The following is a 14,273-nucleotide window of genomic DNA, read 5'->3' on the forward strand; positions in this document are numbered from 1 at the left end:
AAACTCATCCTCGTGAGTAGCAAGATTAATGGGAAGCTGGTGCTCGATGTCATTAGCTTCATCGCCCGCTTTGGCATGGCCTGGGTGTGGATTGAGGCCGGCGTGCATAAGCTCGGCAAAACTCTGGACATGACCCAGGCCATCAAGGGCTATGGCATTTTTACGCCTGAGTGGGCTGGTTACCTAGCAACGGTCATTGGTCCATTGGAAGTTATCGGTGGCGTGCTCTTGCTTCTCGGGTTGTTTTTGCGGAGGTCCTCCATCGTGGCAACCATCGTGCTGCTGTTGTTTATGGTGGGCATCGCGCAGGCTTGGGCCCGCGGTCTAGATATTGACTGCGGCTGCTTTGGCTATGACGCCCAAAATCCTGACCGCGGAATGGATTATGCGAAGACGCTGTTGCGCGATGCCGCGTATCTATTCCTCACTGTTTGGACTATTAAACGCCCTTTCACTAAGTTTGCCCTTCACCCCTGATAGGTGGGCAAGGTAGGCTGTATTGGTCCGAAAATTTTCAAAGGCAAGGTTCAAATGAGCAAAGTAACTGACCCGAACGCCAAGGGTGGCAACGGTTTTATCTGGGGAGTCGGCGTACTCCTTGTCATCATTGCCGTTGTCATTGGCTACATCGTGTGGAATGGCAAGCAGTCGTCCACGGATTCTGTCGGTGACCTTGAAGCCCAGGACGTGAATATGTCCATGGAATACAACGACGGAGCTATCACCCTTAAGTCTGACAGTGCCAAGAAGGACACCCCTGAGGTGGATTTGTATGAGGACTTCTCCTGTCCTCACTGTGCTGAATTAGCTCAGGCTACCGACGGTGACATGAAGAAGGCCATCGAAGATGGCAAGCTGATTGTTCACGTGCGCACCCTCAACTTCTTGGATGGCAAGGATATTGAAAACCAAGAAGGCTACTCCACTAAGGCGGCAGCCGCGATGTCTGAGCTGTCTAAGTCCGGTGACGTTAAGACCTACTGGAACCTGCGTGATTACATGCTGCAAAACCAACAAACGGTGGCTTCTTCTTGGGAGATTGCGGACATCGCAGAAGCAGCCAAGAAGCTTGGCGCGGAAGATGATGTTGTTGACTCCATGAAGGACGTGGATATCAAGCAGGGCAATAAGGTGGCGAAGACCAACTACGACAAGCTGGATAAAGAAACCGGCTCTGTCTCTTCGCCGCGTATTGTTCAAAATGGCAAGGATGTTCCAACCGAAAAGGATCAAAAGGCCGGCAAGAACCTGGGCGATTGGGTAGAAATCGTCACCCAGTAGCAGGCGATTTGGAGAGTTAAATGCCCTCCATGTATATTTAAGCGAGTTGCAGCCCACAAGGTTGCACCTCGTTTGAGGGGCTATGGCGCAGCTGGTAGCGCACCACACTGGCAGTGTGGGGGTCACGGGTTCGAATCCCGTTAGCTCCACAATATAAAGGAGAGGAACATTAGTTCCTCTCCTTTTTGTTTGTCTCGGGTGTCTATAGTTTCGCTAAGTCCTCATCAAGCATGCACTGGTCGATAGCAATGCCGACGGCGGCGCCGCTACCCATCGCTTGGGAGACCTGATCCGGCGAACTGACTACATTGCCGGCTGCCCATAGGCGCGATACTGAGGTTTGGCCACGCTCTGCTTTGACCCAGCCATTGGCCGGTTCGCAACCAGCATCCCGTAACAGTGCATCGTTGGGCAGAAAATCGGGCCCAGTAAAGGATGCTTCGTAGATGTGTGCTCCATCGGCACTGTGTACTTCTACGCCGGTGGGCGAGGCCTGATCCGGCTGGACTTGTGTCACCTTCGCATCGTTTATCTCTACGCCCAATCCGGCGAGCTGGGTGCGGTCAAGCCCGGTGAGCTCAAGGCCGTTGGTGTAGAAGGTCAGAGCACTCGTCCACTTAGAAAGCAGTTTGCTAATGCGGATAGTAAAAGGCGGATTCGCGCCGCCAATGAGCACAACCTTCTTCCCCTTGACCTCATGGCCGTGGCAATAAGGGCAGTGAAAGATGCGCGTTCCCCATAAATCACTAAGACCAGGGACATCAGGGAGCTTGTCTGTGAGGCCAGTAGCAACGAGGGCATGGCGGGATTCTAGAAGCGTGTCATCGGTGAGTCTTATTTGCCACGGGGCCTGCTCGGAAGGTCGGGAAAGGCTTTCCACGGTGTCGTGGGAAATATTTCCACCAAATTTCTGCAATTCCGCGTGGCCGCGTTCGAGCAGCTCGGTGGGAGCCACGCCATCGAGGCCGAGGACGCCGTGGGAATGTTCGCTGAAGCGATTGCGGGGAGTGCCGGAATCGATAACCTGAACATTCCGGTTAGCGCGGGCCAAAGTGATGGCAGCGGCGGTGCCGGCAAAACCTCCGCCGATGATGATGACGTCTGATTGCATTGCTCATCCTTTATGGGAAGTGGGTAGCATGGTTCGCAGCCGAGTATATGCAGCCAACGTCGAAGGGGCCCGCGCGTTATGACTTACGAATCCACGGGGTTCTTTACACGCGATGCGCTCTACGGGGCGTCTCCTGCACAGGCAGTGGGCAGGTTCTTTATTCGATACTTCAACTTCCTTGGTCGAGCGTCTGTGAGTGAGTTCTGGTGGGTATTTGGCTTTCTAGTGTTGATTTCAGTGCCCATTAACGCCGTCGATCAGCATTATGGCGTGAATATCAAGCCTGTTGTAAAAGGATTTCTTGCTATGCCGGTCGTTTCCTTAATTTTCCGGCGGTTGCACGATTCTGGAAGAACAGGGTTCTTATGCTTGATCGGGTTTATCCCCGTGTTCGGTGGGTTAGCGCTTCTATTCATGATGTGTTTGCCCACGCGGGAGCGCGCGGCGCTTTAAAAATTTCCCTGCCGGATTAGGCTGGGCGCCATGCAGACTTTTTCAAAGCGAGTACGCGACACAGATCAAGCTGGCTCCGAGGCGGCAGGATTGCGGTGGCTTGGAGAAGCTACCGACGCGGTGGTCAACGTAGTAAGCGCCGACGGGCTAGAGATCGTTACCGAGCGCGTGGACGAGGTCATGCCCACGCCGGAGGCGGCGAGGAAGTTTGGTGCGGAGTTGGCTCGCATGCACCGCGCAGGAGCCGAAGCGTTTGGCGCACCTCCTGCCGGATGGGAGGGAAAGAACTTCATCGGCAGCATCGAGCAAGACTGCATCCCGACGGATAACTGGGGTGAGTTCTACGTCGAGCAGCGCGTGCTGCCTTTTGCGGAACTGGCTGGGATTAGTTCGGCGCAGTTGGATTTGGTAAGGCGAGCTTGCGATGCCATCGCCGCGCACAGTTGGGATGTGGCGCCGGCTCGCATCCACGGTGACCTGTGGGCGGGAAACCTGCTCTTTGGTTCCGATGGCGGCATCATGATTGACCCCGCTGCCCACGGCGGGCATCCGCATACGGATTTGGGAATGCTGGCCCTTTTCGGGGCACCATACCTAGAAGAAATTTTCCAGGGCTATGGTGCGCCGAAAGATATCGAGAATTGGATTCCTATGCATCAGCTGCATCCACTAGCGGTGCATGCGCTCACGCACGGTGCAAGCTATAACCGGCCGCTGGAGCGTGCGGCTGCCGCAACCTTGGAGGCACTGGCCTAAAGGTTTGGCCCCTGCGGCATGATGCGTTTATGAGCGCCGCGGCGCCATAGGGTTTCGATGCGTTCGCGGGCGGCATCGGGAACCGCCTTTCCCTCCAAGTAGTCATCGATGTGGGCGTAGGTGACGCCGAGGGCTTCTTCGTCGGGAATCTGGGGCTTATCGTCTTCCAAGTCCGCGGTGGGGACCTTCTCCCAGGTAGAGCGCGGGGCGCCGAGGTGCTCTAGGAGGGCGGCGCCCTGGCGTTTATTGAGCCCGGCCAAGGGGAGGAGGTCTGCCGCACCATCGCCCCACTTAGTGAAGAAAGCAGTGACGTTTTCCGCCGCATGATCGGTGCCGATGACGAGGGCGCCGACCTCGCCGGCGATGGCGTACTGGGCGGTCATGCGCAGGCGGGCCTTAGTATTGCCGCGGTTGAAATCGGTGACGTCGGCAAGCTGCACAGCATCCGCCACCTGCTCGTCGAGGGCGAGGGTGGCCGGCTTGATATTGACGGTGGGACGGTGATCAGGCTGGATGAAATCCAGGGCAATCTGGGCATCGTCCTCATCGGCCTGCACACCGTGAGGCAGACGTACGGCCCAAAACTCCGCGCCGTCTACGCGGTCCACCGCCAGTTGCGCGAGCTTTCCTGCCAAGGTGGAATCCTGGCCGCCCGAAATCCCCAGCACGTACCCCTTAGCGCCGGTGGTGCGCAGGTAGTCAACCAAGAAATCCACGCGGCGCTGGACTTCCGCTTCTGGATCGATAAAGGGGCGTACACCCAGGGCTTTTATGATGGTTTGCTGCAGGTTTTCGGCATCGTTCGACATGACGTTCATGGTAGCCGCCTGACACAATATTGTGCTGTGAATAAGGATGTTTATGTCAAGGTAGTAGCTGGCATAGCGGCCCTCGGCGGGCTGCTTTTTGGATACGACACCGGAGTGATGTCCGGTGCCTTGCTTTTTATTAGCCCCGAATTCGACATGAGCGCCCACCAAGAGGGGTGGGTGACCTCGATGCTGCTCGTAGGAGCTGCTGTTGGTGCGCTTACGGCTGGGCGCATTGCCGATAGATTTGGCCGGCGGTTTACGTTGATTGCGGGTGGCATCATTTTCGTGCTGGGCTCCATCTGGTGCGCCCTGTCCGGTTCGGTGGGCATGCTGGCTACGGCACGCACGTTCTTGGGCTTTGCTGTAGGTGCGGTATCCATCGTTTCGCCCATGTACATCGCGGAGATCGTGCCTGCCAAGGTGCGCGGGCGCATGGTCTCTCTCAATACCCTGGCGATTGTGGTGGGTCAGTTGATGGCCTACTTGGTCAACTCCGCGTTGGCCTCTACTGGCAGCTGGGAGTGGATGCTGGGCTTGGCCGCCGTGCCAGGACTAGCGTTGGCGCTCGGAATGGTGTTTCTGCCAGAGACGCCGGTATGGCTAGCGACGAACGATAAGATGGCTCGTGCCCAAGAAATTGCCGGGCGCGCTGGAATGGATATCTCGGAGCTGACGTCGCAGGAGACCGCACGCAAGTCCAGCGGGTCTGAGTGGAAGGCGCTTACCGCCAACCGGTGGATGCAGATTACGGTGCTGCTGGCCATGCTGATGGGGCTAACGCAGCAAATTACCGGTGTGAACGCCATCGTGTACTTCGCGCCGACCATGATGAATCAGGTGGGGATTTCTACGGCCAATTCGGTCTACACCTCCATCGTTATCGGCACGGTATCCGTGCTCGCCTGCTGGGTTGGCCTAAAGGTAGTAGACCGCATTGGGCGCAAGCGCCTATTGCTCATCGGCCTGACCGGCAACGTGGTCTCGCTATTCATTCTTTCCTTCGCCTATTCCCACGCCCAGGATTCCACCGCTATGGCCATGGTCTCGTTGGTATTTATGGCGCTGTTTATTGCCTTCCAACAGGCGGCGGTCTCACCCACGACGTGGTTGCTTATCTCCGAGCTAGTGCCGCTGCAGGTACGTGGTCTAGGCATGGGCATTGCGGGACTATCGTTGTGGGCCACCAACTGGGCCGTGGCGCAGTACTTCTTGCCGCTAGTGGAGTGGCTGACTGGCCCGGTGGCGTTTATGGTCTTTGGAGTCTTTGGTCTCATCGCCATTGCCTATACCCGCATTTTGGTTCCAGAGACAATGGGACGTAGCCTGGATGAGGTAGGCGAGGAGATGAAGTCGCGCTACGAGCGCGAGTCCGCAGTCGTCAAGCCTTAGTGTTTTGGTATTGACGGCCGTGTGAGGTAAAATTTTTCCTCGTGTCATGGCTGGGGATTCCCAGTCCGTGCTTTACTTATTCAACCGCATGTAGATTGCGCATAACGAAAGGAGCGCCCGATGAAGGTCCGTAAGTCCCTTCGGTCGCTGAAGAAGAAGCCGGGCGCCCAGGTTATTCGCCGCCACGGTAAGGTCTTCGTGATCAACAAGAAGGATCCCCGTTTCAAGGCTCGTCAGGGCTAATTGAGACGCGATTCCATCCGCTCCCTCCGGCTTTCCGGAGCGGGGCGGATTTTTTATGGGTGAATTATGGCACAAGGGATAATTTTCTCCAGGGCCACGGGGAATAAAGAGACATGTATGAATATAATCAAATCGCCGTTATGTGTCGTGAGAAAGAAGAATAATGTCCCGGCGAATTGTTGCTGTGCTTGCTGCTGCAGCCCTTGGGCTATCCGCCCCTATTGCTAATGCCTCTCAGTCGGAGTGGGAATCCTCTGTTCCAGAGTCCTTTGGGATCAATGACCCTTCCTGTGTGCCTTCTGGCCAGATTGTTGAGCCGGTGGTGCTACTGCATGGCACCTATAACAATGCGGGTGTGTGGAAAAGCTTGATTCCGATGTTGAAGGATCAGGGTGCGTGCGTATGGGCCTTTGATTATGGAGCGGATGATGTTTCTTTGCAGAATGCCTCTCCCTCAACGAAGGCCATTTCAGATTTGGATGATGCGGCCGAGGAAATAGCGCGGCACGTGGACTATGTCCGAGCGGTAACCGGCGCAGAGAAAGTGGACTTGGTAGGCCATTCCCAGGGCGGTACCCATATTAAGACCTATACCCAAATGTACGGCGGGGCTGAGCACGTCGCTCGGGCTGTGGCTCTAGGCGGCAACTTCCACGGCACCACGCTGGGTGGGCAGGGCGAAGGTCTGGCCAATTTCATCGCCTTCGCACCCCGCCTCGCCGCCTTCTTGGCCAGCACGGCCGGCATCCAACAGGTGGTGGGTTCGGAATTTATGCAAAGGCTCAATGCGCTGCCGGACACCGCGCCGGGCGTGCTCTACACCTCCATCTACTCGCCGGCGGATACGACGGTAACCCCGAATAGCTCCTCGCAGCTGGTAGCTGTCGACGGCGCCGATGTGGTGAACCTCGACCTCGGTGAGGTCTGCGGCGTGGCTCCTCGGCACGATAAGCTGCTGACTGACCGCACGGCGCTGAGCCAGGTCATTTTTGGCCTGAAGCGCGCCCCAGGGGAGGGGCCGCGGCCGTCGACCTGTGTCTCCGGGGAGTCATCGACGGTCGGTTCCTGAAGCGAAGCGCCGCACCGGAAATGTGAACTTTGACACACAAAACGGTGAATTCCAGGTAAACCCGCAGGAATCTCATTGATGTAGTTTCATGGCTGTCCTTGGGTGTGGTCAACATGTGGGGCCTGGGGGTGTGTCATCCTGGGAATACCATGCTTGTAACTACTACATATTGTGTTGGTTGCGGGTCTTTCCCCCAAAGTATAGTGTCGTTGATGTTGTTCAGAGCGGCGCAGGAAGCGCCCGAATAGGCGGGAAACGCTCCCCGTTCTGACGAGTTTTCAATGCAGGAGCTTTAAGGATCTATATGTCTATCACCGTTTACACCAAGCCAGCGTGCGTCCAGTGCAACGCCACCAAGAAGGCCCTCGATCGTGCCGGCCTCGAGTACGACCTCGTCGATATCTCGGCCGATGACGAGGCTCGCGACTACGTAATGGCATTGGGTTACGTTCAGGCCCCAGTAGTTGAGGCCAACGGTGAGCACTGGTCTGGTTTCCGCCCAGACCGTATCAAGGGCCTGGCTTCCCTAGCGGCATCCGCCTAAGGGGTAGGGGAGGCCAGTAGCGATGTTGGTCGTGTATTTTTCCTCCGCAACGGAAAATACGCACCGGTTCGTGCAGAAACTGGGCTTTCCCAGCGCGCGCATTCCGCTGCGCCGCACGGAGGAGCCCCTCAAGGTCAACGAACCTTATGTCTTGGTGTGTCCCACCTATGGCGGGGGCGCGTCCATTAGCCACCAAAATTCCCGACCCGTGCCCTCACAGGTAATTAAGTTCCTTAATGATGAGCACAACCGCAGTTTCATTCGCGCGGTAATCGCGGGTGGTAATAGCAATTTTGGCGCCGACTTTGGCAAGGCTGGTGACGTCATCAGTGCCAAATGTAAAGTGCCCTATGTATATCGTTTCGAGTTGCTGGGAAACGATGACGATATAAAAATTTGTCGTGAAGGCTTAATGGCTAACGCCGCCGAGCTTGGGCTCGAGGCCGCGGCCTAGCACCCACCACGACTTAAATAAAGATCCTGATTTTTAAGAAAGGCCTTGTCAGCTGTGAGTACGCAATTGGGGAAGACCGTCGCCGAGCCAGTAAAGCCGGAAGAGCAGTTGGACTACCACGCTCTCAACGCGATGCTGAATCTCTACGATGCAAACGGCAAGATTCAGTTTGATAAAGACCGCGAGGCCGCAAACCAATTCTTCCTGCAGCACGTTAATCAAAACACGGTCTACTTCCATGATCTGGAAGAAAAGATCGATTACCTGATTAATAACAAGTACTACGACCCACGAGTCATCGAGCAGTATGACTTCTCCTTTATTAAGGAGCTTTTTAAGCGCGCTTATTCCTGTAAATTCCGCTTCAAGTCTTTCCTGGGCGCGTATAAGTACTACACCAGCTACACGCTGAAGACCTTTGATGGTCGCCGCTACCTCGAGCGCTTTGAGGATCGTGTTTCCATGACCGCCCTATTCTTGGCAGATGGTGATACTGGCTTGGCAGAGCGCCTTGTGGACGAGATTATGAACGGCCGTTTCCAGCCGGCCACCCCAACCTTCCTCAACGCCGGCAAGGCCCAGCGTGGCGAGCTCGTGTCCTGCTTCCTGCTGCGCATCGAGGACAATATGGAGTCAATTGGACGCTCCATCAACTCCGCGCTGCAGCTTTCCAAGCGTGGCGGCGGCGTGGCCCTGCTGCTGTCTAATATTCGTGAATCCGGCGCGCCCATTAAGCACATTGAGAACCAGTCTTCCGGTGTTATCCCAGTAATGAAACTGCTGGAGGATTCCTTCTCTTATGCCAACCAGCTTGGTGCCCGCCAGGGCGCTGGTGCGGTCTATCTCAATGCGCACCACCCAGACATCATGGACTTCCTGGATACCAAGCGTGAGAACGCGGACGAGAAAATCCGCATTAAAACCCTCTCGCTGGGCATCGTCGTGCCGGATATCACCTTCGAGCTGGCCAAGCGCAATGACGATATGTACCTCTTCTCGCCGTATGACGTAGAGCGCGTCTATGGCAAGGCCTTCGGTGACATCTCCGTTACTGAGCACTATGAGGAGATGGTAGAAGACCCACGCATCCGTAAGAAGAAGATCAACGCCCGTCACTTCTTCCAGACCGTGGCAGAGCTGCAATTCGAGTCCGGCTACCCGTACATCATGTTCGAGGACACCGTGAACCGCGCCAATCCGGTAAAGACGTCGTGGATCAACATGTCCAACCTGTGCTCGGAGATCCTGCAGGTTAACTCCGCTTCCGAATTCAATGCGGATCTGACCTACCAGGAGCTGGGCAGCGATATCTCTTGTAACCTGGGCTCGCTGAATATCGCGATGACCATGGATTCGCCGGACTTCGCCACTACGGTGGAGACTGCCATCCGTGGCCTGACCGCTGTGGCGGATAAGACGTCCATCGATTCCGTGCCGTCTGTGCGCCGCGGAAACGATGAGTCTCATGCTATCGGCTTGGGCCAGATGAACCTCCACGGTTACTTGGGTCGCGAGCACATCGAGTATGGCTCGGAAGAAGGCTTGGATTTCACTAATGCCTACTTCGCGGCCGTGCTGTATGCGGCATTGCGTGCCTCTAATAAGATTGCCCGCGAGCGCGGTGAGTACTTTAAGGAGTTCCCGCAGTCCGAGTACGCCTCCGGCGAATTCTTCGACCGCTACGATCCGGAAGAGTTCAAGCCGCAGACAAAGAAGGTCCAGGAGCTTTTCGGGTCCTCTTCGATCCACACCCCGTCCGCCCAGGACTGGGAGGAGTTGAAGCAGGACGTGGCCAAGTACGGACTATATAATCGCAACCTGCAGGCAGTGCCACCGACGGGTTCGATTTCCTATATCAATAACTCCACCTCATCCATCCACCCGATTGCTTCCAAGATTGAGATCCGCAAGGAAGGCAAGATCGGTCGCGTCTACTACCCGGCGCCGCACATGGATAATGACAACTTGGAGTACTTCAAGGACTCTTATGAGATCGGCTTCGAGAAGATCGTCGATACCTATGCCGTAGCCACTAAGTATGTGGACCAAGGTCTATCGCTCACCCTCTTCTTCAAGGACACCGCAACCACCCGCGATGTCAACCGTGCGCAGATTTATGCGTGGCGCAAGGGGATTAAGACTTTGTATTACATCCGCCTGCGCCAGATGGCGCTGGAGGGCACCGAGGTCGAGGGCTGCGTATCCTGCATGCTCTAAACGGTAGGTAGAACGCCTCGATGCACGTCGTGGGGAAGGACGTGCATCGAGGCGTTTAACCGTTTTCTGCCCTGGTGCGGTCGAGGATGGTGCGGGAGGTGCTTTCGGCGGCGTCGGCAAGCCCAGCATCAATGGCGCGGGCCAGCTCCATGTGCAGTTGTGTGGTCCCGCCTATCGGATCGCGCTTGCGGGAACCAAAGACGGACTTGCCCTTGAGCATGGCTACTAGCGAAGGGGCGAGCGCGGCCAGCATCTCATTGCCGGAAGCCCGCAAAATTAAAGTGTGGAAACGCAGATCGGTTTCCAGTTCCTCGCCCACGCGCGGGGAAGGAGTGGATTCTAGCTCGGCTAAACGCGCGGCGAGGCGAAGGAGCTCCGCCCGCTGCCGGACGCTGGCATTGCCGGCTGCGAGTCGGGCCGCCACCGGTTCAATTCCCAGCCGCAACTCGTTGAGGCGTGCCACTTGCTGCCCGCGGGTTTTGTCATCATTTAACCGCCAGCCAATGATCGCCGGGTCATATACCGCCCAACTATCCATCGGCAGCACCGTGATTCCCACGCGACGCCCAGAGCGGACCATGCCGAGGTGTTCGAGCGTGCGCATGGCTTCACGGGCCACTGTGCGGGAGATGCCAAAGCGCTTTTCGACGTCCCCCAGACGGAACCGCTCGCCCTCGGCGATGTCTCCGCTTACGATCTCGGCGCCGAGCCTATCCACCACGGAACCCAGCAGGGGAGGGGTGGCACTCATGCGGAAATCCTTTCTTTGCATGCTCCGAAGTAACTGGAATCAGTATAGGTAAGTGGTATCCAGCACAATGGCTTAGAGGGCGGGCGAATTGGGTATGCTGGAGACCTGAATTTGTCCGTTTTTAGTATTGGAGTGACGCCGCGTGTCGCACGAGTACGATGACTACGTTTCTAGTCATGAAAAGCCAGTTAAGGCCATTAACTGGAATAGCATCCCGGATGAAAAGGACCTCGAGGTATGGGAGCGCCTCACCGGTAATTTCTGGCTGCCAGAAAAGGTCCCAGTCTCCAATGACCTTCCCAGCTGGAAGACGCTGACGGAGAAGGAAAAGGAAACCACCATGCGGGTTTTCACCGGCCTGACGCTGCTGGATACCATCCAGGGCACCGTCGGTGCGATTTCCCTCCTCCCGGATTCCCAGACCCTGCACGAAGAGGCGGTCTACACCAACATTGCGTTTATGGAGTCCGTGCACGCCAAGTCCTATTCCAATATCTTTATGACCTTGGCGTCCACCCCCATGATCAACGATGCCTTCCGCTGGTCCGAAGAAAACGAGAACCTGCAGAAGAAGGCCAAGATCATCTTGTCCTATTACAAGGGCGAGGATCCGCTGAAGAAGAAGGTGGCCTCCACTTTGCTGGAGTCCTTCTTGTTCTACTCCGGCTTCTATCTACCGATGTACTTCTCTTCCCGCGCGAAGCTCACCAATACCGCCGATATCATTCGCCTGATTATCCGCGATGAAGCCGTGCACGGCTACTACATTGGCTACAAGTTCCAGCAGGCCTATAAGCAGCTGGATGAGGAGCGCCAGGCGGAGCTGAAGGAATACACCTTCGACTTGGTCTACGACCTGTATGACAATGAGATCGACTACACCGAGGATCTCTACGATGACTTGGGCTGGACTGAGGACGTTAAGCGCTTCCTGCGCTATAACGCCAATAAGGCGCTGAATAACTTGGGCTTCGAGGGGCTCTTCCCGGCCGATGAGACCCGCGTTTCGCCGGCCATTTTGTCCTCGCTTTCCCCGAACGCCGATGAGAACCATGATTTCTTCTCTGGATCCGGTTCTTCCTATGTCATTGGTAAGGCTGAGGACACCACGGATGACGACTGGGACTTCTAAGCATTCCCGCTGATCAGCGTGGTCTAGCGGCACACCTTCTGCTCTAAATCAATCGAAAGGTTGATAACGAGCGGGGGTGTGTTTTCGCGTTTTGGGGGTGCACAATTAAGCGCGTCTGTGACATATAGCACGGTAATTGGGGGCCGAAAATCCGTGCCAGAATTGGCGGCCGCGCCACGTGCAGGGCCTATGTGAAAGATGTGGTTAGTGTCGAGGCGTGGTCGTGCGGCTCATTATTGGGGGAAGCTGGAAAGAACAGGGGAAAATGGCCTAATATAATGCGAGTAAACCTAGGTGTAGGTGGGCCCTGCCCACAGGCACTTTGTTAATCAGGAGGATTTTATGACCGCTGTGGCGCCACGGGTCGACGATTATGTCGCCCCTACACGTCCAGAGCCAACCGGTAATGCGAAGACCGGTTCAAAGGCTTGGGTATTTCTAACCACCACCGACCACAAGCAGCTGGGCATCATGTACTTGATCATGTCCTTCAGCTTCTTCTTCCTCGGTGGCTTTATGGCACTGTTGATCCGCGCGGAGCTGTTCACCCCGGGTCTCCAGTTCTTGTCTAATGAGCAGTTCAACCAGCTGTTCACCATGCACGGCACCGTGATGCTGTTGCTGTTTGCAACCCCAGTTGTGTGGGGCTTTGGTAACTACATCCTGCCGCTGCAAATTGGCGCGCCGGACGTGGCCTTCCCGCGTCTGAACGCCTTCGGCTTCTGGGTTACCCTGCTGGGCGGCACCGTGATGCTGCTGGGCTTCGTCACCCCAGGTGGTGCAGCTGACTTCGGCTGGACCATGTACATGCCGCTGGCTGATGGTGTCCACACCCCTGGCATTGGCGCCGATATGTGGATCGTCGGCGTGGGCGCTACCGGTGTCGGTACCATTGCCTCCGCTATCAACATGATCACGACCATCCTGACCTTGCGCGCACCGGGCATGACCATGTTCCGCCTGCCGGTATTCAGCTGGGCCGTATTCACCGCATCCGCCATCGTGCTGATGATCTTCCCGCTGCTGACCGCTGCAGCACTGGGCGTCCTGTATGACCGCAAGCTGGGCGGCCACATCTACGATTCCGCTAACGGTGGCGGCATCCTGTGGCAGCACCTGTTCTGGTTCTTCGGCCACCCTGAGGTTTATGTCCTTGCACTGCCATTCTTCGGCGTTGTTTCTGAGGTTGTTCCGGTCTTCTCCCGCAAGCCGGTCTTCGGCTACATCGGCCTGGTCTTCGCACTGCTGGCCATCGGCGCCCTGTCCATGGCTGTGTGGGCTCACCACATGTTCGTTACCGGCGCTATCCTGTTGCCGTTCTTCTCCTTCATGACGTTCCTTATTGCGGTGCCTACCGGCGTTAAGTTCTTCAACTGGGTCGGCACCATGTGGAAGGGCCACATCACCTGGGATACCCCGATGATCTTCGCTATGGGCTTCATGGCAACCTTCCTCTTCGGCGGCATGACCGGCGTTATGCTGGCATCCCCGGCATTGGACTTCCACTTGGCTGAGTCCTACTTCTTGATTGCTCACTTCCACTACACCCTGTTCGGTACCGTTGTGTTCTCCGCCTTCGCGGGTCTGTACTTCTGGTTCCCGAAGATGACCGGCCGTATGCTGGATGAGCGTTTGGGTAAGATTCACTTCTGGCTGACCTTCATCGGCTTCCACGGCACCTTCTTGGTTCAGCACTGGGTAGGCAACATGGGTATGCCGCGTCGTTACGCTGACTACTTGGAGTCTGATGGCTTCACGGTCTTCAACCAGATTTCCACCATCTTCTCCTTCGTCCTCGGCGCCTCCGTCATCCCGCTGATTTGGAACGTATTCAAGTCCTGGCGCTACGGCGAGATTGTCACCGTGGATGACCCATGGGGCTACGGCAACTCCCTCGAGTGGGCAACCTCCTGCCCACCGCCGCGCCACAACTTCGTGTCCCTGCCGCGTATCCGCTCCGAGCGTCCGGCCTTCGAGCTGCACTACCCGCATATGGTTCAGCGCATGCGCGAGGAAGCACACGTGGGTAGCCACTAAAGCGAAGTAACTCGCACAAACTCC

Annotated in this window: 15 protein-coding genes and 1 tRNA gene; 13 read left to right on the forward strand and 3 right to left on the reverse strand. The window is 56.5% G+C overall.

The window, feature by feature from the left end; translation table 11 throughout:
- Positions 1–12: 12 nt before the first annotated feature.
- The 3 genes from WMP97_RS01870 (at position 13) to WMP97_RS01880 (ending at position 1,430) form a co-directional block, all read left to right on the forward strand.
- Positions 13–477, forward strand: a complete 465-nt coding sequence (locus WMP97_RS01870) for a MauE/DoxX family redox-associated membrane protein (protein WP_239204897.1) — start codon at positions 13–15, stop codon at positions 475–477.
- 54 nt (positions 478–531) lie between these two features.
- Positions 532–1,281 carry a DsbA family protein gene (locus WMP97_RS01875; protein WP_239207955.1) on the forward strand — a complete coding sequence of 250 codons (750 nt, stop codon included), beginning with the start codon at positions 532–534 and terminating at the stop codon, positions 1,279–1,281.
- Between the two features lie 76 nt (positions 1,282–1,357).
- Positions 1,358–1,430: transfer RNA gene (locus WMP97_RS01880), tRNA-Ala, on the forward strand.
- 53 nt (positions 1,431–1,483) lie between these two features.
- On the opposite strand, the gene WMP97_RS01885 is transcribed toward WMP97_RS01880, so the two are convergent.
- On the reverse strand, positions 1,484–2,392 hold the full coding sequence (locus WMP97_RS01885) for an NAD(P)/FAD-dependent oxidoreductase (protein WP_340439681.1): 909 nt from the start codon (positions 2,390–2,392) through the stop codon (positions 1,484–1,486).
- A 78-nt stretch (positions 2,393–2,470) separates the two neighbouring features.
- On the opposite strand from WMP97_RS01885, the gene WMP97_RS01890 reads away from it, so the two are divergent.
- Positions 2,471–2,845, forward strand: a complete 375-nt coding sequence (locus WMP97_RS01890) for a DUF805 domain-containing protein (RefSeq protein ID WP_239204903.1) — start codon at positions 2,471–2,473, stop codon at positions 2,843–2,845.
- Between the two features lie 30 nt (positions 2,846–2,875).
- Positions 2,876–3,601, forward strand: a complete 726-nt coding sequence (locus tag WMP97_RS01895) for a fructosamine kinase family protein (RefSeq protein WP_340439683.1) — start codon at positions 2,876–2,878, stop codon at positions 3,599–3,601.
- On the opposite strand, the gene nadE is transcribed toward WMP97_RS01895, so the two are convergent.
- Positions 3,598–4,419, reverse strand: coding sequence for an ammonia-dependent NAD(+) synthetase (gene nadE / locus WMP97_RS01900; protein ID WP_239204907.1), 822 nt, complete (start codon positions 4,417–4,419; stop codon positions 3,598–3,600). The two genes, WMP97_RS01895 and nadE, sit on opposite strands and share 4 nt — an antisense overlap.
- A gap of 27 nt (positions 4,420–4,446) precedes the next feature.
- On the opposite strand from nadE, the gene WMP97_RS01905 reads away from it, so the two are divergent.
- The 6 genes from WMP97_RS01905 to nrdE all read left to right on the forward strand — a co-directional run bounded on the left by WMP97_RS01905 (position 4,447) and on the right by nrdE (position 10,329).
- Positions 4,447–5,802, forward strand: coding sequence for a sugar porter family MFS transporter (locus tag WMP97_RS01905; protein ID WP_239204909.1), 1,356 nt, complete (start codon positions 4,447–4,449; stop codon positions 5,800–5,802).
- A gap of 120 nt (positions 5,803–5,922) precedes the next feature.
- Positions 5,923–6,045, forward strand: coding sequence for a type B 50S ribosomal protein L36 (gene ykgO / locus WMP97_RS01910; RefSeq protein WP_003847162.1), 123 nt, complete (start codon positions 5,923–5,925; stop codon positions 6,043–6,045).
- A 163-nt stretch (positions 6,046–6,208) separates the two neighbouring features.
- Positions 6,209–7,114, forward strand: coding sequence for an esterase/lipase family protein (locus WMP97_RS01915; protein ID WP_340439684.1), 906 nt, complete (start codon positions 6,209–6,211; stop codon positions 7,112–7,114).
- 304 nt (positions 7,115–7,418) lie between these two features.
- The gene (gene nrdH / locus WMP97_RS01920) at positions 7,419–7,658 is read left to right on the forward strand and encodes a glutaredoxin-like protein NrdH (RefSeq protein ID WP_023020850.1); all 240 of its coding nucleotides are present in this window, start codon (positions 7,419–7,421) and stop codon (positions 7,656–7,658) included.
- Positions 7,659–7,680: 22 nt separating this feature from the next.
- Positions 7,681–8,112, forward strand: a complete 432-nt coding sequence (nrdI, locus tag WMP97_RS01925) for a class Ib ribonucleoside-diphosphate reductase assembly flavoprotein NrdI (RefSeq protein ID WP_023020851.1) — start codon at positions 7,681–7,683, stop codon at positions 8,110–8,112.
- Positions 8,113–8,166: 54 nt separating this feature from the next.
- Positions 8,167–10,329, forward strand: coding sequence for a class 1b ribonucleoside-diphosphate reductase subunit alpha (nrdE, locus tag WMP97_RS01930; protein ID WP_340439685.1), 2,163 nt, complete (start codon positions 8,167–8,169; stop codon positions 10,327–10,329).
- 55 nt (positions 10,330–10,384) lie between these two features.
- On the opposite strand, the gene WMP97_RS01935 is transcribed toward nrdE, so the two are convergent.
- Entirely contained in the window at positions 10,385–11,080 is a 696-nt protein-coding gene (locus WMP97_RS01935) for a FadR/GntR family transcriptional regulator (protein WP_023020853.1), read from the reverse strand.
- A gap of 142 nt (positions 11,081–11,222) precedes the next feature.
- On the opposite strand from WMP97_RS01935, the gene nrdF reads away from it, so the two are divergent.
- Both nrdF and ctaD read left to right on the forward strand, forming a co-directional pair.
- Positions 11,223–12,212, forward strand: a complete 990-nt coding sequence (nrdF, locus tag WMP97_RS01940; protein WP_023020854.1) for a class 1b ribonucleoside-diphosphate reductase subunit beta — start codon at positions 11,223–11,225, stop codon at positions 12,210–12,212.
- A gap of 342 nt (positions 12,213–12,554) precedes the next feature.
- Positions 12,555–14,249 carry an aa3-type cytochrome oxidase subunit I gene (ctaD, locus tag WMP97_RS01945; RefSeq protein WP_023020855.1) on the forward strand — a complete coding sequence of 565 codons (1,695 nt, stop codon included), beginning with the start codon at positions 12,555–12,557 and terminating at the stop codon, positions 14,247–14,249.
- Positions 14,250–14,273 lie beyond the last annotated feature (24 nt).

This window comes from Corynebacterium sp. KPL4072 (assembly GCF_037908395.1).
Lineage (GTDB): Bacteria > Actinomycetota > Actinomycetes > Mycobacteriales > Mycobacteriaceae > Corynebacterium > Corynebacterium kefirresidentii.